Origin of the sequence: Pseudarthrobacter sp. NPDC058362 (assembly GCF_042723515.1) — a bacterium.
Lineage (GTDB): Bacteria > Actinomycetota > Actinomycetes > Actinomycetales > Micrococcaceae > Arthrobacter.
On sequence record NZ_JBHXIW010000009.1, the window covers coordinates 101067 to 120423 of the forward strand.

The window sequence follows — 19357 nt, forward strand, 5'->3', positions numbered from 1 at the left end:
AGTTCAGGTGGAGGGGCGGAACAACCCCTCCACCTTACACCTAAATGGGAATGATTCCTATTTAGAAAAAAGGGTCACACACCGTTTTCCTGCCCAAAGCGCCGGATTCCCCGGGCCTGGGTGGCGTCCCGGATCTCACCCACCAGTTGTTCGATGACGTCTTCCAGGAAGAGGACGCCCTGCGTTTTCCCGTCCGGACCGATAACGCGGGCCAGGTGGGACCCGGTGCGCTGCATAACCGACATGGCCTTCTCGATCTCGTCGTCCAGGGCCAGGTTGGCCAGCGAACGGACGCGGCTCTCCGCGATGGGGTAGCCGGAGGCGGATTCCGGTATGGAGAGGACATCCTTCACGTGAAGGTATCCGTACAGCATGTCGTCCTCGTCCAGCATGGGGAAGCGGGAAAAACCTGTCCGGCTGACGGCCTTTTCGAAGTCCACCGGCGTGGTGGGCGATTTAAGCATCACCAGCTTGTCCAGCGGAACCATGATGTCCGCCGCACTGTAGTCGGAGAACTCAAGCGCACCGGTGATCAGGCCGGCATCGTCATCCACCAGTCCGTGCCGCGTGGACTCCTGGACGATTGACTGGACTTCCTCCAGGGTGAACGAGGAGTTCACCTCGTCCTTGGGTTCGATGCGCAGCAGCTTGAGGATGTGGTTCGCCGACCAGTTCAGGGTCGCGATGACGGGGTTGACCAGCCGGGCCACGAACATCAGCGGCGGGGCAAGGAACAGCGCGGCCTTGTCCGCCATGGAGACGGAGATGTTCTTGGGAACCATCTCGCCGAACGTCACGTGCAGGAACGTCACCACCATGAGCGCCACTGCGAAAGCCGCCACATCAGCGAATTCCTTGGGGATGCCCAGCGCCTCGAGCGGCACGGCCAGGAGGTGGTGGATGGCAGGTTCGGCCACCAGCAGGATGAGCAGGGAACACACTGTGATACCCAGCTGGGCGCAGGCCAACATGAGCGAGACGTTTTCCATGGCCCGCAGCGTCGTCTGCGCCCGCTTCGAACCGGCCTCCGCCAGCGGTTCGATCTGGCTGCGCCGGGCAGACATGACCGCGAACTCAGCACCGACAAAGAAGGCGTTGCCCAACAGCAGCACAGCCAACCAAAAGATTCCGGCCCAGTCGCTCATTGTCCGCTCCCGCGGGTCTCGTGGTGACTTTCCGCTTCAGGTGACACAGGGTGGAAGCAGATCCGGTCGATCCGGCGTCCGTCCATCCGGGTAACGCTGAGGGTCCCGCCTTCGACCGGGACGGTGTCGCCCACGGCGGCGATCCTGCCGAGTTGGCTCATGACATAGCCGCCCACCGTTTCGTAGGCGGACTCGTCCGGGACCGTCAGGCCCGGGATCTGTTCAGACAGCTCGTCGGGACGGAGCAGTCCCGGGAAATACCAGTCCCCGGAGGCGCTCTGCAGCAGGCCCGGTCGGACCTTGTCGTGCTCGTCCGCCACCTCGCCCACAATTTCCTCCACCAGGTCCTCAAGCGTGGCGATGCCTGCCGTTCCGCCGTACTCATCCAGCACCACCGCCAGCTGGAGGTTGCCGTCGCGCAGTTCCGCCAGGAGTGCGTCCAGGTGAATGGTCTCCGGAACACGGAGCACTTCGGTCATGATGGCGCCGGCTTCAAGCTTCTGCCGGCGGTCCGCGGGGACGGCCACCGCCTTTTTGACGTGTACCAGTCCGCGGATGTCGTCCGCGGACTCGCCGATCACCGGGAACCGGGAGTATCCCGTGCGGCGTGCTGCGTCCAGGACATCCGACACCGGCTGGCCGGCATCGATGGTTTCCACCCGGATGCGGGGCGTCATAACGTCCGCTGCCGTCCGCGTGGAGAAATCAAGGGTGCGGGCCACGAAATTGGCGGTCCCGGCGTCGAGCGTTCCCATGGCAGCCGAGCGGCGCACCAGCGAGGCAAGCTCGGCGGGTGTGCGGGCACCGGAAATTTCTTCCTTGGCCTCCAGGCCGAAGGCGTTGAGGACCTTGTTGGAAAAGCCGTTCAGGACCACGATGGCGGGCTTGAAGACCGCGGTGAACATCAGCTGCGGACGTGCCAGCGCCTTGCCCACCTGGAAGGACAATGCGATCGCCATGTTCTTGGGAACGAGTTCGCCCAGGAGCATCGAGAGCAGGGTGGCGAGGACCATGGCCAGCACCAGCGAAATGGAGTACACGGCAGCGTCGGGAAGTCCGACGGCGGCCAGCGGGGCTTCCAGCAGCCGGCCTACCGAAGGTTCCATGACGTAGCCGGTGAGCAGCGTGGTGAGCGTGATGCCCAGCTGGCAGCTGGACAGCTGGGTGGACAGGGATTTGAGGCACTTCAGGAGCGGGACGGCACCGGCATCGCCGTCGTCGACCGCCCGCTGGACCGTGGGCTGGTCCAGGGCAATAAGGGAGAATTCAACCGCCACGAAGAATCCTGTGCCGGCGATGAGGAGCAGGCCGGCGGCCAGAAGGAGCCATTCCACTCAGCATCCCGCCTGACGGAAAGCGGCGGGACCTGCAGGAGGGGGCGTTTCGGGAATCGGGCCGGTTCGTCTGTAGGTGGCCCGTTCCGGCGGAGGGTGGTCGGCTGAGGCCGCCCCTCTTTCGGTACGGGGCGCGGCAGGGCCCGGCTCGGGCTGGTAATGGGCATTTGTTCGGGGTCTGCCGGCTCGGCGGGTGGACTGCGCAGCGGTCGTGGCAGACCTCCGCTTGCAGCCCCCAGGCCGGCACCTGGATTTACTGTCCATAAGGCTCACAGTTTACAGGAGCCCGTGGCCACGCCGGCCCTGCCGCGGCGGGGCCGTTAAATGGCCGCGGCGCCCTTATGGAGAGCACCGGTTCCGGGACACCGGACGTCACTTCATGATTTGGGTCACGCTTATTGGCAGTTAACGCGTGATGCTCACTAGACTTGCAAGGTCTGGGTTCAGAGGACGCAGAGACTGGTTCGAACGGAGTACTCAAGCACCGTGGGCCGGAGAGAAATCAAACTCATGGAAGAGGCGTATTTCAAGTGCCAGAGCAGCCTAGCCACCGTCTACCAGAGGAATTTGGCGGAAACGAGTGGCTCGTTGACGAACTGTACGAGCAGTACCAGAAGGACAAAAACGCAGTAGACGCCAAGTGGTGGCCGCTGTTTGAATCCTTTGACTCGGGCAGCCGTTCTTCTTCCAACGGAAATTCGGGGAACGCGGCCAACCCTCCCACCACGCAGATTCCGGTTGTCAAGGCAGCTCCTGCGGCTCCGGCAGCGTCGCCGGCCGCAGCTCCTGCCGCACCCGCCTCCGCACCTGTCCCGGCACCGGCGCCGGCAGCAGCCCCCGCGAAGAAGGCACCGGCCACCGTCGCCCGCGACGGCTCCAAGAAGACGGAAGCAGGCGGCGGCACTCCCCCGATTCCGGCGCAGCTGCCCAAGAACGTCAAGGCCCCCACGGCGCCCGAAGAGGACGTCGTCTCCGTCCTCCGCGGTCCCGCCAAGGCCATTGCCAGCAACATGGTGACCAGCCTCGAAGTACCCACGGCCACCAGCGTCCGGGCCATTCCCGCGAAGCTGCTGATCGACAACCGCGTGGTCATCAACTCCAACCTGGCCCGTGCACGCGGCGGCAAGGTCTCCTTCACCCACCTGATCGGCTATGCCGTGATCCGGGCACTCTCCCAGTTCCCGTCCATGAACGTCTACTACAACGAAGTGGACGGCAAGCCCGTCGCCGTTCAGCCGGCACACGTCAACTTCGGCATCGCGATCGACATGCCCAAGCCCGACGGCACCCGCCTCCTCATGGTTCCGAACATCAAGAAGGCCGAAACCCTGAACTTCTCGGAGTTCTGGCACACCTACGAGGACCTGATCAAGCGCGCCCGCAACGGCAAGCTCACAGCGGAAGACCATCAGGGCACCACCGTGTCGCTGACCAACCCGGGCGGCATCGGCACGGTGCACTCGGTGCCCCGCCTTTCCAAGGGCCAGGCCGCCATCATCGGCGTGGGCGCACTCGACTACCCGGCAGAATTCCAAGGCGCCAGCGAGAAGATCATTGCGCAGAACGCCATCAGCAAGGTCCTCACGCTCACGTCCACCTACGACCACCGCGTCATTCAGGGCGCCGGCAGCGGCGAGTTCCTGAAGCTGGTCCACTCGCTGCTGCTCGGCGCGCAGAACTTCTACGACGAGATCTTCGAGTCCCTCCGGATTCCGTACGAGCCCGTACGCTGGAGCGCCGACAAGCAGGTTGACCCGGCAGACGAGATCAACAAGGTTGCCCGGATCCAGCAGCTCATCCACTCCTACCGCGTCCGCGGCCACCTCATGGCGGACACGGACCCCCTGGAGTACGTCCAGCGCAAGCACCCGGACCTCGATGTCCTCACCTATGGCCTGACGCTCTGGGACCTGGACCGCGAATGGCCCACGGGCGGCTTCGGCGGCAAACCGAGCCTGAAGTTCCGCGACATCCTGGGCGTTCTCCGCGACGCCTACTGCCGTACCACCGGCATCGAGTACATGCACATCCAGGAGCCCGCCGAACGCAAGTGGTTCCAGGACCAGCTTGAGCACCCCTACTCCAAGCCCAGCCGCGAAGAGCAGCTCAGGATCGTCTCCAAGCTGAACGCCGCGGAGGCCTTCGAGACCTTCCTGCAGACCAAGTTCGTGGGCCAGAAGCGTTTCTCCCTCGAGGGCGGCGAGTCGCTGATCCCGCTGCTGGACGCAATCATGTCCGATGCCGCCGACGACGGCCTCGACGAGGTTGCCATCGGCATGGCACACCGCGGCCGCCTCAACGTGCTGACCAACATCGCCGGCAAAACCTACGCCCAGGTCTTCCGCGAATTTGAGGGCACGCAGGATCCGCGCTCGGTCCAAGGCTCCGGTGACGTCAAGTACCACCTGGGCACCGAAGGCACCTTCACCTCGGACAACGGCAAGGAGACCAAGGTCTACCTCGCCGCCAACCCGTCCCACCTTGAAGCCGTGGACCCGGTCCTCGAAGGCATCGTCCGCGCCAAGCAAGACCGCCTGGACCAGGGCGAGACCTTCCCCGTGCTGCCCATCATGGTGCACGGCGACGCAGCTTTCGCCGGCCAGGGCGTAGTTGCCGAAACACTGAACCTGTCCCAGCTGCGCGGCTACCGCACCGGCGGCACGATCCATATCGTGGTCAACAACCAGGTGGGCTTCACCACGGCTCCCTCCTCGTCGCGGTCCTCCACGTACTCCACCGACGTTGCGAAGATGATCCAGGCGCCGGTGTTCCACGTGAACGGTGACGATCCCGAGGCCGTGGTACGCATCGGCCAGCTCGCCTATGAGTTCCGCCAGCGGTTCCACAAGGACGTCGTCATCGACATGGTCTGCTACCGCCGCCGCGGCCACAACGAGGGCGACGACCCCTCGATGACCCAACCGCTGATGTACAACCTCATCGAGGCCAAGCGTTCGGTGCGCAAGCTGTACACCGAATCGCTGATCGGCCGCGGCGACATCACCGAGGAAGAAGCAGAGCAGCTGCTCCGCGACTACCAGGAGCGCTTGGAGCGGGTGTTCGCCGAAACCCACGCGGCACAGACATCTCCGATCCCGATCATCACGGCCGACTCCGCCGCGGTGTCGGACATCGAGCGCCCCATGGCACAGCAGTCCGATTCGAGCGTGAACGCCCCTGCCTCGACGGCCATCTCCGCGGAAACCCTTGCCCGGATCGGTAAGGCGCACGTCGAGGTCCCCGAAGGCTTCACCGTCCACGCCAAGCTCAAGCAATTGCTGGAGAAGCGCGAGCAGATGTCCCGCGAAGGCGGCATCGACTGGGGCTTCGGCGAAATCGCCGCATTCGGCTCGCTGATCATGGAAGGCGTCCCTGTCCGGCTCGCCGGCCAGGACTCCCGCCGCGGCACCTTCGTGCAGCGCCACGCCGTGTTCCACGATCGCGCGAACGGCAAGGAATGGCTGCCCTTGGGCAACCTCTCCGACGACCAGGCCAAGCTGTGGATCTACGACTCCCTGCTGTCCGAATACGCCGCCATGGGCTTCGAATACGGCTACTCCGTGGAGCGTCCCGACGCGCTGGTCCTCTGGGAGGCCCAGTTCGGCGACTTCGTCAACGGTGCACAGACCATCATCGATGAGTTCATCTCCTCCGCGGAACAGAAATGGGGTCAGCGTTCGTCGCTGGTACTCATGCTGCCCCACGGCTATGAGGGCCAGGGCCCGGACCACTCCTCAGCACGCATTGAGCGTTTCCTCCAGCTGTGCGCCGAGGAGAACATGATCGTGGCCAATCCCACGACGGCGGCCTCGCACTTCCACCTGCTGCGCCGCCAGGCCTACAGTCGCCCGCGAAAGCCGCTGATCATCTTCACGCCCAAGCAGCTTTTGCGTCTGAAGGCTGCAGCGTCCTCCGTGGAGGACTTCACCAGCGGCGCCTTCCGCCCCGTCATCGCTGAGCACGAGCAGCTGGCGGCGAACGCCGTCGAACGTGTCCTGCTGGTCTCCGGCCGCCTGTACTACGACCTGCTGTCCACCCGTCAGAAGACGGGCGACACCACCACGGCAATCATCCGCGTCGAGCAGCTCTACCCGCTGCCGCACGAGGAAATCGCCGCGGAACTGGCTAAGTACCCGAACGCCGAGGTCGTCTGGGCACAGGATGAGCCTGCCAACCAGGGCCCGTGGCCGTTCATCGGCCTCAACCTGCCGGACGCCCTCGACCGCAGGATCCGCCTGGTTTCGCGCCCCGCTTCGGCCTCCACGGCTGCCGGCTCGATGAAGCGGCACGCCGCTGAGCAGGACGTCCTGCTGAAGCAGGCATTCGCACGCAAGTAAGCACCAAGGCTGCCCGGCCGGACGTCGACCCATCAGACTCCGGCCGGGCAGTTGCCGTTTAATGGACAACACCGGTCAGGCCCCGGAAGTGAAGAGGTACGTGTGGAAGACAGGAAGCTGCGCATTGCAGCCGTAGGAGATGAACTGCTGGCCGGAATGGGAGACCCGCGCGCGCTCGGCTGGTTCGGGCGCGTGCTGGCCCGCACTCCCCAGGACGGCACAGCGGTGGAAAGCTACGCGCTGGCCTGCCCCGAGGAAGGCACCGAGGGCCTGGCCAGCCGCTGGCTTGACGAAGCGGGCCGGCGGTTCAGCGACCAGGCGGAGAACCGGTTGGTCATAGGCCTCTCCGGACGCGACATCGAGTTCGGTCTCTCCACCGCACGGAGCCGGCTCAACCTCGCCAATATCCTCGACTCAGCCTCGCAGAACCGCATAGAGGTCTTCGTCGTAGGCCCGCCGCCCACGCTCGACCCGGTGCGCAACCGGAGGCTGGATGAGCTTAATACGGCCTTCGCGGACGTCACCACCCGCCGGAAGCATCTCTACGTCGATACCTTCTCTCCCCTGCTGAACCATGAACAGTGGCGCCAGGACCTGGCAGCCAACGGCGGGGCGCCCGGCCAGGCGGGTTACGGGCTCATGGCCTGGCTGGTCCTGCACCGCGGCTGGTTCCAGTGGCTGGGCATGGACGCCCCGGAGTAGCACCCTTCGCGATATATCTTGATTGCCGGACCGCCCGGGGGTACCGTTGGAAGCCCAACACGATATATCGCCTTTGGAGGAGACGTGTCCGATCAGCAGTGGAGCATCACTAGCCCGCAGACCATCGATGTGGACGGTGTTTCGTCCCTGAAGCTGGGTATGGTCCGCGGCCGGTTTGATGTGGTCACACACGAGGACCCGGTGGCCCGGGTGGAGGTCTCGGACGTCCAGGGCGACCCCGTGGCTGTCTCTGTAACCGGTGGCCGGCTGGAAATCCGGCACCAGCTGCACGGTGCGCAGGGATGGCTTAAGAACCTGATGGGGGCGGTCGGCCACAACAGCGAGAACTCCGCCGTCATCAGCATTGCCCTCCCCGCCGGTGTGGACGTCGAGGCGGCCATCGTCAGCGGCGAGGGCCTGGTTTCCGGAACGACCGGCCACACCCGCCTGAACACGGTTTCCGGTTCGGTGGTGGCGGACGGCACCACGGGCCAGCTCGATGTCAACACCGTCAGCGGCGAGGTAGCGGCCCGCAACCATACCGGCGTACTGACCGCAAAGAACGTCTCCGGTGAAGTGACCGTTTCCGGGGAGCTGACGAATGTCAGGGCCAACACCGTCAGCGGCGGGCTCAGCTTCGATCTGTACGGCCACGCGCATGATTTCGGGGCGAACTCGGTTTCGGGAGACCTCACCATCCGGTTGCCGCACGACGTCGGCGTGGACGTTATCGCCAAATCGGCCAGCGGCGCGGTGGTCATCGACAACCAGCGCTTCCCGCACCTCGCGGGAACGGTGGAGACCATCGCGGGCCCGGACCGGCAGCTGATGCTGCTGCGGACCAACTCGGTTTCCGGTGCAACGTCCGTATTTCATCGACCCGCGCCGGAAGACGCGGAAGCAGGCCGCTGATGCCTCCCGTGTTCGCGCACGGAGCACTCCGCCTTTATCTCCTGGCCCTGCTTGAGTCGGGTCCCAAACATGGATACGAGCTGATCAAGGCACTCAAGGAGCGTTTTGGCGGCACTTACTCCCCGAGTGCGGGGACCATCTACCCGCGCCTGGGCAAGCTGGAGGCAGAGGGCCTGGTGGCCACTGAAGCCGCGGGCCGCCGGACGAACTACCGCATAACCGCTGCCGGTCTGGCTGAACTGGAGCGCCGGCGCGACGAGCTGGCCGCCGTCGAAAACGACATCTCCGCGTCGGTGCGGCGGTTGGCCGACACCCTGCGCGAAGACATCCGCAGCAACATGCGCGGCCTGCGGGCGGACCTCGTGGCCACGGCCGAGGCGGCCAGGCTTGCAGCCCACTCCGCCGCCCAGTCGGCTGATATGCGCATGCCCGGTGGCCGCATGCCCCCGCAGGCTGCTCGGCCACTGAAGGATGCCGAGGCCCTGCTGCAGGACTTCCGCGACGGAATCCGCGCTGAACTGCGGCTTCGCTCCCGGGACCGGCCCCTCAGCCCGGCCGCCCTTGAAACGCTGCGGACGGTCCTGGACCAGGCCGGCGCCGCCATCCGCACCGCACTGGATGCGTAGCCGTACCTGCGGTTCCGGTTCGCGGGCACCCTGCGGATGTGGGAGACTTGAGGGCAGCTCTTTTGAGTACCAACATTAAGGAGGCCAGCTATGAGCAAGCGTGCACGCAAGCGTCGTGACCGTAAGCGTGGCGGCGCGAACCACGGGAAGCGCCCCAACACCTAGGCACACGCCAGGTAACTTGGTTACAGCAAAGGACCCCGGAAACCTCTCGGTTTCCGGGGTCCTTTCTGTGTCCGGGGCTTGTGCACCCGGGGACGGGCAGCCGCCCCGGCAGCTATGCGCCGACCGACCGGATGGAGTGGATCCGGTCAAGGATCGCGTTCTTCAGGTTCTCCGGTGCGGCCTCCGTGCAGGAACGCTTGACCACTTTGCGGATGACGCATTCGAGGTCGTACTGCTCACTGCACTCCGGGCACTCGTCGAGGTGCGTCTTGATCTCCGTGAGGTCCTCCCGGGTGAGTGCGCCGTCGAGGTACTCGTAGATCCGCTGCATCCTGGTGTCGTCGCAATCGCCCAATCCCTGGCAGTCGCTCATTTTCCGCTCTCCTGTTGTGTGCTTCCTGCCGCGTCCTTTGGATCGGCGGCGGCCGTAAATCCGCGCTCGGCGGCGTATTCCGCGAGCATGTCCCGCAACATTTTCCGGCCGCGGTGGAGCCGGGACATCACCGTACCGATGGGGGTGTTCATGATGTCGGAAATTTCCTTGTACGCAAATCCCTCGACATCCGCGAAGTACACGGCAAGCCGGAACTCCTCCGGAATCTCCTGCAGCGCACGCTTCACGTCCGAATCCGGAAGGTGGTCCAGAGCCTCGGCTTCCGCGGACCTGAGGCCGCTGGAGGTGTGGGACTCCGCCCGCGCCAGCTGCCAGTCCTCGATGGTGTCCGAGTTCGACTGCAGCGGCTCGCGCTGGCGCTTCCGGTAAAGATTGATGTAGGTGTTCGTGAGGATCCGGTACAGCCAGGCCTTGAGGTTTGTCCCGGGCTTGTACTGGTGGAACGCCGAAAATGCCTTGGTATAAGCCTCCTGCACCAGGTCCTCGGCGTCCGACGGGTTCCGGGCCATCCGCATGGCGGCTGAGTACAGCTGGTCCACGTACTGCATGGCATCCCGCTCGAACCGGGCCCGCCGTTCTTCAGCTGACTCCGCGGCGACGTCCACCAGCTCTTCCGTGGCGGCCACAGCTGGCCCCGCCGCGGCGCTGGCCGGGACGGAGGATTCCTCGTAGGTGGCCGGAACGGCCGGATCCAGGGTGCTCATTGCCCTCAAGTCTACTGTCAGGGCGCGCCCCGCCGGCGTGCCATACTCCGGCGGATCGGACAGCAATGCGTCCGTCTCCACCGGACCTGGCGCGGAGACGAAATCCGTTACGCTTCCCAAGGCCACCCCGTTCCTGTCTTCCACCGCAGGCTGCGGCCGCCAGCGCGTGCGCGCGAACGCGTGCGGGCGCCGGCAGTTGCTGCCTGGAATGTGTCCGTGCTTTTGTGCGGCCCTGCGGATGCGGACCTGCTTTACGTAACCCCGCGCCTTGGGCAAATATTCCCCAAAAGTGCAAGACTAGAACGGACTCCCCCGCTCCGATGCGGCTCGTCCATCCAGGAGGAAATCCATGTCCGTTATCCGCACGCTTGCACGGCCCATGCTGGCCTCCAGTTTTGTCCTGGCCGGAATGGACAAGCTCAAGAATTCCGAAGACACCGCCCAGCAGCTCTCTCCGCTGCTCCGCAAGGCCGCCGCTGCCCTGCCCTTCCAGGCTGATGAGAAGGCCCTGGCCCGCGTCATTGGCGGCACCCAGGTTGGCGCGGGCATCCTGTTTGGGCTGGGGAAGTTCTCCCGCCTCTCCGCCGGCGTGCTGACGGTGGTATCGCTCCTGAACACCTTCGTGGAATGGCGCAGCGCCGACATCAGCAGCAAGGAGGGCCGCGAGCACCGGCGCACCCAGCTCCTGAAGAATCTCTCGCTCAGCGGCGGCGCGCTGCTGGCTTCAGTGGACACCGCGGGCAAGCCCGGGCTGGCATGGCGCGCGGAGCACCTCGCCGCGGATGCACGCAGGACAACCAACAAAAAGATCCACAAGGCCGACAAAGCCGTTCGCCGTGCCGTCGGGCACGCCACGGGGGCATAAAGCCGAATGACCGCAGCACCCGCAGCACCGGCCGGCACCGGAGCACTCCCCCACTGGCCCGCACCGTTCGCATCGCGGCCTGTCAACGCCACCGTCCAGGTCCCTGGCTCCAAGTCGCTGACCAACCGGTATCTGGTGCTTGCCGCACTGGCTGACGGCCCGTCCCGCCTGCGCGCACCCCTGCATTCCAGGGATTCGGCCCTGATGATCGACGCCCTGCGCCAGCTGGGGGCCACCATCACCGAGGTTCCGGGTGATGGGGCATTCGGGCCGGACCTCGAGGTCATTCCGGCCCGTGCCGGCGCGCCGGCTGCGGACGCGGCCATCGACTGCGGCCTGGCCGGCACGGTGATGCGGTTCGTCCCGCCGCTCGCAGCGCTCCGGAACGGCACCAGCGTGTTTGACGGCGATCCCCACGCGCGCAAGCGGCCCATGGGAACGATCATCGAGGCCCTGTTGGGGCTGGGCGTGGCGGTTACCGCAGAAGGCGGGGGCACGCCGTCGTCCCTTCCGTTCGTGGTGGAAGGCACCGGGGAAGTCCGCGGCGGGCACCTCGTGATCGACGCCAGCGCGTCCTCCCAGTTTGTTTCCGCCCTGCTGCTGGTGGGCGCCCGTTTCACCGAGGGACTGCATCTGGAACACGCCGGCGCCACGGTTCCGAGCCTGGACCACATCAACATGACCGTCGCCGTTCTCCGCGGCGCCGGAGTGCAGGTGGATGATTCCAAGCCCAACCACTGGGTGGTGCAACCCGGGCCCATCCGCGCCTTCGACCAGCGGATCGAGCAGGACCTTTCCAACGCGGGGCCGTTCCTGGCCGCGGCCCTGGCCACGGGCGGAACCGTGCGGATCCCGGACTGGCCCGAACAGACGCAACAGGTGGGCGACCTGTGGCGCAGCATCCTCGCTGAGCTGGGGGCGGACGTCACCCTCCGCGACGGCACGCTGACGGTCACCGGCGGTCCGGAGATCAAGGGCGGCGATTTTGCCGACACCAGCGAACTGGCCCCCACCGTGGCGGCGTTGTGCGCCCTTGCCTCCGGGCCATCCCGGCTGAGCGGTATCGCGCACCTGCGCGGCCACGAAACGGACCGGCTCGCCGCGCTCGTTACTGAAATCAACCGGCTGGGCGGCGACGCCGAGGAGACCAGCGACGGGCTGATGATCCGCCCCGCTCCGCTGCGCGCCGGCGTCGTGCACACTTATGCGGACCACCGGATGGCCACCGCGGGCGCCATCCTGGGCCTTGCCGTCCACGGAGTTGAGGTGGAGGATATCGCCACCACTGGCAAGACGATGCCGGACTTCCCCAGGCTCTGGTCCGGGATGCTCGCGCAAGGGGCGGAGGGTTCGGGCAGTGGCTCGGAGCACTGACTCCTGGGATGAGTCGGATGTCCGCATCCGGCCCAGCAAGAAAGGCTCCCGGCCGCGCACCAAGGACCGGCCCAGCCACGACGACGCTGTCACGGGGCGCATCATCACGGTGGACCGGGGTCGCTATACGGCCGTTGTGGACGAGGATTCCCCGTCCGAGCGCGTGGTCGTCGCGGCCCGGGCGCGTGAACTGCGGCGCTCCCCGGTGGTTGCCGGCGACTTCGTTTCGCTGGTGGGTGACGTTTCCGGCGAGCCCGATACGCTGGCGCGCCTGGTGAAGATCCAGGACCGCCGCACCCTGCTGCGCCGCAGCGCCGACGACACCGACCCTATTGAGCGCGCAGTGGTGGCCAACGCGGACCAGCTGGTCATCGTTGTCGCCGCGGCCAACCCGGAGCCGCGCACCGGGTTCATCGACCGCGCCCTGGTGGCAGCGTACGACGCCGGCATCGAGCCGATCCTGCTGGTTACCAAAGCGGACGTCAGGGATCCTGCGGAGCTCCTTTCGAACTACACGCACCTTGAGTTCCCCGTCATCATCAGCCGGACGGCCGACGACCGCGCCTCGGGAATCGACGCCCGCTCCGACGACGGCCTATCCGCCCGGCTGGACAGCGGCGCCGTCGCCCGGCTGCGGGCCCATCTGGACGGCAAGGTCACCGTGATGCTGGGCCATTCCGGCGTGGGCAAGTCCACCATGGTCAACGCCCTGACCGGGGCGGAACGCGCGACGGGCGGCGTCAATGCGGTCACGGGCCGCGGCCGCCACACCTCCTCGTCCGCGCTGGCCCTCCGGCTTGCAGAGGCTCCCCCTGGCAGCTGGATCATTGACACCCCCGGCATCCGCTCGTTCGGGCTCGCCCACGTGGACCCCGACCGGATCCTGCGTTCCTTTCCGGATCTCTCCCCCGGGATCGAGGACTGCGAGCGGGGCTGCAAGCACACCGCCGCCGCCGTGGACTGCGGGCTCGATGCGTGGGTCAACGACGGGCACGCAGGACCCACCGGGCCCGCCCGGCTGGCATCCCTGCGCCGTCTGCTCGGTGCGGATCCGCGCAACGAGGCGCAGGAAGCCAAGGAACTCGGAAGCGTCACCTGACACCCGATCTCCCAGCAGATCCGCGCGCAGACGGTAGTTTGGAACTATGATCCAACCCGCTTCGAGCTATAACGATGACCTGCGCCTGGCCCATGTCCTGGCCGACTCCGTGGATGACCAGACCATGAGCCGCTTCAAGGCCCTCGATCTCCATGTGGAGACCAAGCCGGACCTAACGCCGGTCACCGACGCGGACAAGGCCGCCGAGGAGGCCATCCGCGGCCAGCTCTCCCGTTCCCGGCCACGCGACGCCGTGCTCGGCGAGGAATTCGGCAGCACCGGCCATGGTTCGCGCCGGTGGATCATCGACCCCATCGACGGGACGAAGAACTTTGTCCGCGGCGTGCCGGTCTGGGCCACCCTCATCGCCCTCGTGGACGAGGGTGAACCGGTGGTTGGTGTGGTGAGCGCTCCCGCCCTGGGCAAGCGCTGGTGGGGTGCCAAGGGCATGGGTTCCTACACCGGCCGGTCCCTGGCGGCAGCAAGCCGGCTCCGGGTCTCCAACGTCTCCAATCTGGCGGACGCGTCGCTGTCCTACTCGAGCCTGGGCGGCTGGAAGGAGCGGGGCAACCTCGACGAGTTCCTGGGCCTGACCGAGGACGTCTGGCGCACCCGGGCCTTCGGGGACTTCTGGTCGTACTGCATGGTGGCGGAGGGTTCCGTGGACATTGCCTGCGAGCCGGAACTGAACCTTTATGACATGGCCGCGCTGGTGCCCATCGTGGTGGAAGCCGGTGGCCGCTTCACCTCACTGGAAGGCCAGGACGGGCCCTTCGGCGGGAATGCCCTGGCCACCAACTCCATCCTGCACACCGAAGTACTGCACCGGCTCAACCCCTACCTGGACGACCTCCTGTAGGCCGCCGGACTCTCCGGACCGAAGATTACGACGACGGGCGCCGCGAACGGAGTCGTCCGTCGTCGTAATCTTCGCCGAAACACGCCTTTGGCAGCTGGGCGTAACAAAGGCCTTAACATTTCGCTCCGCTTCAGCCTTGCCCGCTGGAATGTCCTACGCTCTTAATCAGGTCACGAGTGCCAGCGCTAAACCCCGGTTTGCTGGCCGGCAACCCTCCATTCGCGGTGGGGTGCCCCGGGTGACGACCAGGCCGGTCCGGAGCGGATGCGGCAAGCGCGGATTCCCTGTTTGTGGAGTCCTTTCCCAGTGAGGTCTCTGTGACAACTGCCACTGTCGCCCCCGCCGTTGCGGCCCCGCCTGCCGATTCCATTGCCGCCGCCGCAGCCCGTCCGCTGGCTGCCGTCACCGGCGCGGAAATCCAGGCGCCCCTGATCACCGGCGGTCACGTCCGCTATGCCAACCTGGACTATGGCGCCTCCGCCCCCGCGCTTTCGGTGGTGTCGGCCTACCTGAACGAAATCCTGCCGTATTACGCCAGCGTGCACCGCGGCGCCGGCTACGCGTCCCAGATCAGTACGTCCGTGTACGAAAACGCCCGGGACATCGTCCGCGACTTCGTGGGCGGACGGCCGGACGATTCCGTCATTTTCACCCGCAACACCACGGATTCGCTCAACCTGCTGGCCGGCTGCCTGCCCGTAGCCGACGGCCGCCCGGCCGGCGATGTCCTGTACCTGGATATCGAGCACCACGCCAACCTGCTGCCGTGGCAGGGCGTCCCGCACCGAAGCATCGTGGCAGCGGACACCATCGCCGCCACCCTGGACGCAGTCCGCGCCGAGCTGGAGCAAGGTGGCGTTATCCTGCTGGCAGTCACCGGAGCGTCCAATGTCACCGGGGAAATCCTGCCGGTGCGCGCCCTTGCGGCACTCGCCCACCAGTATGGCGCCAGGATCGTGGTTGATGCCGCCCAGCTCGCACCGCACCGTCGGATTGACATCACAGCAGACGACGTCGACTACCTCGCCTTCTCGGGGCACAAGCTCTACGCGCCCTTCGGCGCTGGGGTGCTGGTAGGCCGTCCCGATTGGCTGGACGCGGGCGTCCCGCACCTTGCCGGCGGCGGCGCCGTCAAGGAAGCACGGCTCGACGGCGTCCGCTGGGCCACCGGACCGGCCCGCCATGAGGGTGGCTCGCCTAACGTCCTCGGAGCCGCCACCCTCGCGCGCGCCACCCAGGTCATCGCCGGGCTGGACCAGGAGCGCTGGCACGCCCATGAGTCAGCCGTCCGGTCTTTCCTGGTGGAGGGCCTCCAGCAGATCAGCGGCGTGACGGTGCACCAGATCTTCAAGGACACCAACCCGGAAACGGACACCATCGGCGTGGTGAACTTCTCGGTGGAGGGCTACGACGCCGGACTCGTGGCGGCCTACCTGTCCGCCGAGCACGGTGTGGGCCTGCGCGACGGCCGGTTCTGCGCCCACCCGCTGCTCAAGCGGCTGGGACTGCCGTCGGGGTCGCTGCGGGCCAGCTTCGGCGTGGGTTCCCGGCTGGAGGACGCGCAGCGCCTGCTGGCGGGAATCGAAGCACTCAAGACCACCGGGCTGGGCTGGGACTACGTGGTGGACGCCGGCCGCTGGGTGCCGGCGAACGACACCCGGACCTACCCGCACTGGGCGCCGAACACCCCCGGCACCGCCGGCGCGGCTCCCTGCACCGACAGCTGAGGGCACCGGCACCCAAGGCGCTGAGCCACCGGTCCATACTGTAAATTCGAAAGAACCCGCAAGGCATGGACTGAAGGAGGCCGCACGTGGTTCGGGGTGGCCCCAAGATGGATCACGGGCGGCGCCGGGAGCTGGGCAGCAGCTTCCGCTCCGGCGGCAGCCACTACCAGCGCGTGCGGCCCGGGTATCCGCAGGACTCCGCCGATTGGCTGGTCCCTCCCGGAGCAAGGGATGCGCTGGACGTAGGCGCAGGGACCGGAAAGTTCACCGCGCTGCTCCTGGACCGTGGCCTCAAGGTGACGGCCATCGATCCGTCCGCGGACATGCTGGCCCAACTGCAGCTCCACTGCCCTGCTGCCACGGCTGTGGCGGGGACTGCGGAGGCGACCGGCCTTCCTGAAGCGGCGTTCGACGTCGTCACTGTGGCCCAGGCATGGCACTGGTGCGATCCGCTCGCGGCAAGCACCGAACTGGCGCGCGTGCTGCGGCCCGGCGGCACCCTGGGACTCGTGTGGAACCAGTTGGACACGTCGGTGCCGTGGGTGCACCGCCTGTCCCGGATCATGCACGCCGGCGATGTCTACAAACCTGATTTCCGGCCGGTGGTTGGACCGGAATTCACAGGGCTCGAGGGGCATCTCACGCACTGGCAGGACACCGTAACCACCGAGGACCTGATGGAGCTGGCCAAATCACGCAGCTATTACCTTCGGGCAGGCGAGGCAACCCGCGCCAAGGTGCTGGCCAACCTGGACTGGTACCTGCATGACCATCTGGGCCACGCAACCGGGCTTGACCTGAAGCTGCCGTACCTGACGCTCTCATGGCGCGCAGCGAAGGCTTGAACCCACCATGCTGTGCCGCCCCGGACCCGGTAGGCTTGAGCTGTGAAGACCAGCGCGCCCTCCTCCTCCATCGAGGACTACGTTAAGGTCATCTACTCCTTCACGGAGTGGCAGGACAAGGCCATCACTTCCTCGCAGCTTGCGCAGCGTCTGGGTGTCGCAAATTCCTCGGTATCCGAGATGGTCCGCAAGCTCAAGGACCAGGGCCTGGTGGACCATAAGCCCTACAGCGCCATCACCCTGACTGATGCCGGGCTACGGCTCGCGCTGGCCATGGTGCGGCGGCACCGGCTGATCGAGACCTACCTCGTGCAGCAACTCGGCTACAGCTGGGACGAAGTCCACGACGAAGCTGAACTGCTGGAGCACGCAGTCTCCGACACATTCATCGAACGGGTCTCAGCGAAGCTGGGCCATCCCCTGCGGGACCCGCACGGTGACCCGATCCCCTCAGCCGACGGTCAGGTCTTGGTGCCGCGGGCCCACCTCATGGGCGAACTCGATGAGGGGCACACCGGCAGGATCACCAGGATCAGCGACGACAACCCGGACCTCCTTCGGTATCTGTCCGCGGAACATATCGACCTCGACGACGAAGTTGAAGTGGTGGGCCGTCGCCCGTTCGGCGGCGCCCTGGTGGTGCGCATCCGCAATGCAGGCCGGAGCAGGGACTACGACTTCGCCGAGGAGATCACCTCAGCACTCTGGGTCCACACGGACCACCCGCACCCCGGCTGCCTCCTGGGTGACGGCTGACGTGTGGCGCGCCTGGCTGGCCGTGGCTGCCGGCGGCTTCATCGGCACGGAACTCCGGTACGGCCTGGGACTGGCTTTTCCTGAAGGGCCGGGCGCCATTCCGTGGACGACACTCCTTATTAACGTTGCAGGAAGCTTTGTCCTCGCCTCGCTGACCACCATCTGGATTGCCCGGCCGCAGACCGCCTTCTGGCTGCGCGCAGGCTTGGGTCCCGGGCTGCTGGGCTCCTTCACCACGTTTTCCGCCGTCATGTTCTCCACCGACCAGCTGCTGCGGGCCGGTGAACACCGGGCGTGGCTGCTGTACCTGGCGCTGTCGCTGGCGTTCGGCCTCGCCGCCGCGGGCGCCGGCTGGCGCGTGGGCCGGATGATGGCGCGTCCTGCGGAAGTTGTGCCATGACGGCGCTGCTGGTGGGTCTTTTCGGGATGGCGGGCGCCATGCTGCGGTTCGCTGTGGACAGCTGGTTTGCCCACCACAGCGCACGCCGCAGCGTCCGTGGGCCCGGCGGATCCGGGCGGCTTCACTGGCCGTGGGCTACCCTGCTGGTCAATGTGGCCGGGTGCTTCCTGATCGGACTGACGTATGCCGCCACGGAGGGCGCGGCCATGTCACCCGAGTGGCGAACCGCCGCCGCAACAGGCCTTGCCGGCGGGCTGACGACATTCAGCTCCTGGACCACCGCCACCGTGCGGCTGTTTAGCGAGGCCCGGTTTAGCGCGGGTGCGATGAACGTGGCCACCAACCTGGTGCTGGGATTTGCGGCGGCGGCTGCGGGAGCTGCACTGGTGACCTGACCGCTGTGCGCCTGCTGACTGCCACGATTCGACTGCGCCTGTAGGCGATTTGGTGCCCTCCCGTATGGTGGACAGTGATGATGAGCAGACGTGACGCGGCAATTGCCCTGGACATACCCCTCGAAATGGCGCAGCGCCACGGCCTGCCCAAGTGGATGGCCGAGGAAGAACTTGCTGCCCTGCTGGACAACCCGCCGCCATGGCTGGTTCAGTCGCGGGCCAACCGTACCGGCAAACGCCCCGTGTGGGTACACCTGGTGTGCGCCGTCTGCGGCTATGAGGAGGCAGCCCGGCCAAAGAAATGGTGGCCGGATTTCAGCTTCGTTGCCTGCGAACACCACACCAAGCAGGAAGTGCCGCCACGCCCCGCGGGTGCCGTCCGGAGCGAGTTCGAAGGTGTTGGCACGCGCTTCATCGGTGTCGTCGATGTTCTGACGCCGTAACCGGTGGGGTTCCGACGCGCAAAACCGCTGTCGACGCGGATGTGCGGATTCGCACCCCATATACGGGGTACGTCAGCGCACCCCCGTGTCGACGACCAATATGCGCGTCGAAAGCGGAGCGTGGCCGGGGCACACAAAAGCCCCGGTCCGAAGACCGGGGCTTTTCACAAAAGTGGAGATGGGGGTGTCTAGTTTCACGACATAGTTCTCACATGAGTCGGGACATCGTTCCCAGTTGATGCTTCACCGGTGAGTCGGGACATCGTTCACACCCT

The 19357-nt window shown here is 66.3% G+C and carries 19 protein-coding genes and 1 riboswitch; of the genes, 15 read left to right on the plus strand and 4 right to left on the minus strand.

Translation table 11 applies throughout. From position 1 onward, the window contains the following. Positions 1–74: 74 nt before the first annotated feature. Entirely contained in the window at positions 75–1145 is a 1071-nt protein-coding gene (locus ACFWIX_RS15185; RefSeq protein WP_377216963.1) for a hemolysin family protein, read from the minus strand. Beyond that, on the minus strand, positions 1142–2479 hold the full coding sequence (locus ACFWIX_RS15190; RefSeq protein WP_377216964.1) for a hemolysin family protein: 1338 nt from the start codon (positions 2477–2479) through the stop codon (positions 1142–1144). Before ACFWIX_RS15190 ends, ACFWIX_RS15185 begins: the two co-directional genes overlap by 4 nt. A 530-nt stretch (positions 2480–3009) precedes the next feature. On the opposite strand from ACFWIX_RS15190, the gene ACFWIX_RS15195 reads away from it, so the two are divergent. The 5 genes from ACFWIX_RS15195 to ACFWIX_RS15215 all read left to right on the plus strand — a co-directional run bounded on the left by ACFWIX_RS15195 (position 3010) and on the right by ACFWIX_RS15215 (position 9221). Then, complete coding sequence (locus tag ACFWIX_RS15195) at positions 3010–6816, plus strand: multifunctional oxoglutarate decarboxylase/oxoglutarate dehydrogenase thiamine pyrophosphate-binding subunit/dihydrolipoyllysine-residue succinyltransferase subunit (RefSeq protein WP_377216965.1); 3807 nt, start codon at positions 3010–3012, stop codon at positions 6814–6816. Positions 6817–6918: 102 nt separating this feature from the next. Next, entirely contained in the window at positions 6919–7518 is a 600-nt protein-coding gene (locus tag ACFWIX_RS15200; protein WP_377216966.1) for a GDSL-type esterase/lipase family protein, read from the plus strand. Between the two features lie 84 nt (positions 7519–7602). After that, positions 7603–8430, plus strand: a complete 828-nt coding sequence (locus ACFWIX_RS15205) for a DUF4097 domain-containing protein (protein WP_377216967.1) — start codon at positions 7603–7605, stop codon at positions 8428–8430. Further along, a complete protein-coding gene (locus ACFWIX_RS15210) occupies positions 8430–9056 on the plus strand; it encodes a PadR family transcriptional regulator (RefSeq protein WP_377216968.1) in 627 nt (208 codons plus the stop codon). Before ACFWIX_RS15205 ends, ACFWIX_RS15210 begins: the two co-directional genes overlap by 1 nt. Positions 9057–9146: 90 nt before the next feature. Continuing rightward, positions 9147–9221: a 50S ribosomal protein bL37 gene (locus tag ACFWIX_RS15215; protein WP_369299106.1), complete on the plus strand. Its 75-nt coding sequence runs from the start codon at positions 9147–9149 to the stop codon at positions 9219–9221. A 112-nt stretch (positions 9222–9333) separates the two neighbouring features. Here ACFWIX_RS15215 and rsrA read toward each other — a convergent pair whose 3' ends face one another. Together rsrA and ACFWIX_RS15225 are read right to left on the minus strand one after the other, a co-directional pair. Beyond that, positions 9334–9594 carry a mycothiol system anti-sigma-R factor gene (rsrA, locus tag ACFWIX_RS15220; RefSeq protein ID WP_377216969.1) on the minus strand — a complete coding sequence of 87 codons (261 nt, stop codon included), beginning with the start codon at positions 9592–9594 and terminating at the stop codon, positions 9334–9336. After that, entirely contained in the window at positions 9591–10319 is a 729-nt protein-coding gene (locus tag ACFWIX_RS15225) for a sigma-70 family RNA polymerase sigma factor (protein WP_377216970.1), read from the minus strand. The genes rsrA and ACFWIX_RS15225 overlap by 4 nt, the downstream gene beginning before the upstream one ends. 349 nt (positions 10320–10668) lie before the next feature. On the opposite strand from ACFWIX_RS15225, the gene ACFWIX_RS15230 reads away from it, so the two are divergent. The 10 genes from ACFWIX_RS15230 to ACFWIX_RS15275 all read left to right on the plus strand — a co-directional run bounded on the left by ACFWIX_RS15230 (position 10669) and on the right by ACFWIX_RS15275 (position 19082). Then, a complete protein-coding gene (locus ACFWIX_RS15230) occupies positions 10669–11184 on the plus strand; it encodes a DoxX family protein (protein WP_377216971.1) in 516 nt (171 codons plus the stop codon). A gap of 6 nt (positions 11185–11190) precedes the next feature. Further along, positions 11191–12558: a 3-phosphoshikimate 1-carboxyvinyltransferase gene (aroA, locus tag ACFWIX_RS15235; RefSeq protein ID WP_377216972.1), complete on the plus strand. Its 1368-nt coding sequence runs from the start codon at positions 11191–11193 to the stop codon at positions 12556–12558. After that, positions 12542–13657 carry a ribosome small subunit-dependent GTPase A gene (gene rsgA / locus ACFWIX_RS15240; RefSeq protein WP_377216973.1) on the plus strand — a complete coding sequence of 372 codons (1116 nt, stop codon included), beginning with the start codon at positions 12542–12544 and terminating at the stop codon, positions 13655–13657. Before aroA ends, rsgA begins: the two co-directional genes overlap by 17 nt. Positions 13658–13703: 46 nt before the next feature. Beyond that, positions 13704–14516, plus strand: a complete 813-nt coding sequence (hisN, locus tag ACFWIX_RS15245; protein WP_377216974.1) for a histidinol-phosphatase — start codon at positions 13704–13706, stop codon at positions 14514–14516. Between the two features lie 168 nt (positions 14517–14684). Continuing rightward, a riboswitch (SAM riboswitch) is annotated at positions 14685–14798 on the plus strand. A gap of 35 nt (positions 14799–14833) precedes the next feature. Beyond that, positions 14834–16243, plus strand: a complete 1410-nt coding sequence (locus tag ACFWIX_RS15250) for an aminotransferase class V-fold PLP-dependent enzyme (protein WP_377216975.1) — start codon at positions 14834–14836, stop codon at positions 16241–16243. A gap of 86 nt (positions 16244–16329) precedes the next feature. Beyond that, complete coding sequence (locus ACFWIX_RS15255) at positions 16330–17088, plus strand: class I SAM-dependent methyltransferase (protein ID WP_377216976.1); 759 nt, start codon at positions 16330–16332, stop codon at positions 17086–17088. Between the two features lie 42 nt (positions 17089–17130). Then, complete coding sequence (locus ACFWIX_RS15260; RefSeq protein ID WP_377216977.1) at positions 17131–17844, plus strand: metal-dependent transcriptional regulator; 714 nt, start codon at positions 17131–17133, stop codon at positions 17842–17844. Then, complete coding sequence (locus tag ACFWIX_RS15265) at positions 17834–18244, plus strand: fluoride efflux transporter FluC (protein ID WP_377216978.1); 411 nt, start codon at positions 17834–17836, stop codon at positions 18242–18244. The genes ACFWIX_RS15260 and ACFWIX_RS15265 overlap by 11 nt, the downstream gene beginning before the upstream one ends. Further along, complete coding sequence (locus tag ACFWIX_RS15270) at positions 18241–18639, plus strand: fluoride efflux transporter FluC (RefSeq protein ID WP_377216979.1); 399 nt, start codon at positions 18241–18243, stop codon at positions 18637–18639. Before ACFWIX_RS15265 ends, ACFWIX_RS15270 begins: the two co-directional genes overlap by 4 nt. Positions 18640–18716: 77 nt before the next feature. Further along, the gene (locus tag ACFWIX_RS15275; RefSeq protein ID WP_377216980.1) at positions 18717–19082 is read left to right on the plus strand and encodes a hypothetical protein; all 366 of its coding nucleotides are present in this window, start codon (positions 18717–18719) and stop codon (positions 19080–19082) included. Positions 19083–19357 lie beyond the last annotated feature (275 nt).

Coding starts and splice junctions, on each gene's coding strand:
- ACFWIX_RS15185 (WP_377216963.1), bottom strand. CDS start 1,145: ATGAGCGACTGGGCCGGAATCTTTTGGTTGGCTGTGCTGCTGTTGGGC.
- ACFWIX_RS15210 (WP_377216968.1), top strand. CDS start 8,430: ATGCCTCCCGTGTTCGCGCACGGAGCACTCCGCCTTTATCTCCTGGCC.
- rsrA (WP_377216969.1), bottom strand. CDS start 9,594: ATGAGCGACTGCCAGGGATTGGGCGATTGCGACGACACCAGGATGCAG.
- ACFWIX_RS15225 (WP_377216970.1), bottom strand. CDS start 10,319: ATGAGCACCCTGGATCCGGCCGTTCCGGCCACCTACGAGGAATCCTCC.
- ACFWIX_RS15230 (WP_377216971.1), top strand. CDS start 10,669: ATGTCCGTTATCCGCACGCTTGCACGGCCCATGCTGGCCTCCAGTTTT.
- aroA (WP_377216972.1), top strand. CDS start 11,191: ATGACCGCAGCACCCGCAGCACCGGCCGGCACCGGAGCACTCCCCCAC.
- hisN (WP_377216974.1), top strand. CDS start 13,704: ATGATCCAACCCGCTTCGAGCTATAACGATGACCTGCGCCTGGCCCAT.
- ACFWIX_RS15270 (WP_377216979.1), top strand. CDS start 18,241: ATGACGGCGCTGCTGGTGGGTCTTTTCGGGATGGCGGGCGCCATGCTG.
- ACFWIX_RS15275 (WP_377216980.1), top strand. CDS start 18,717: ATGATGAGCAGACGTGACGCGGCAATTGCCCTGGACATACCCCTCGAA.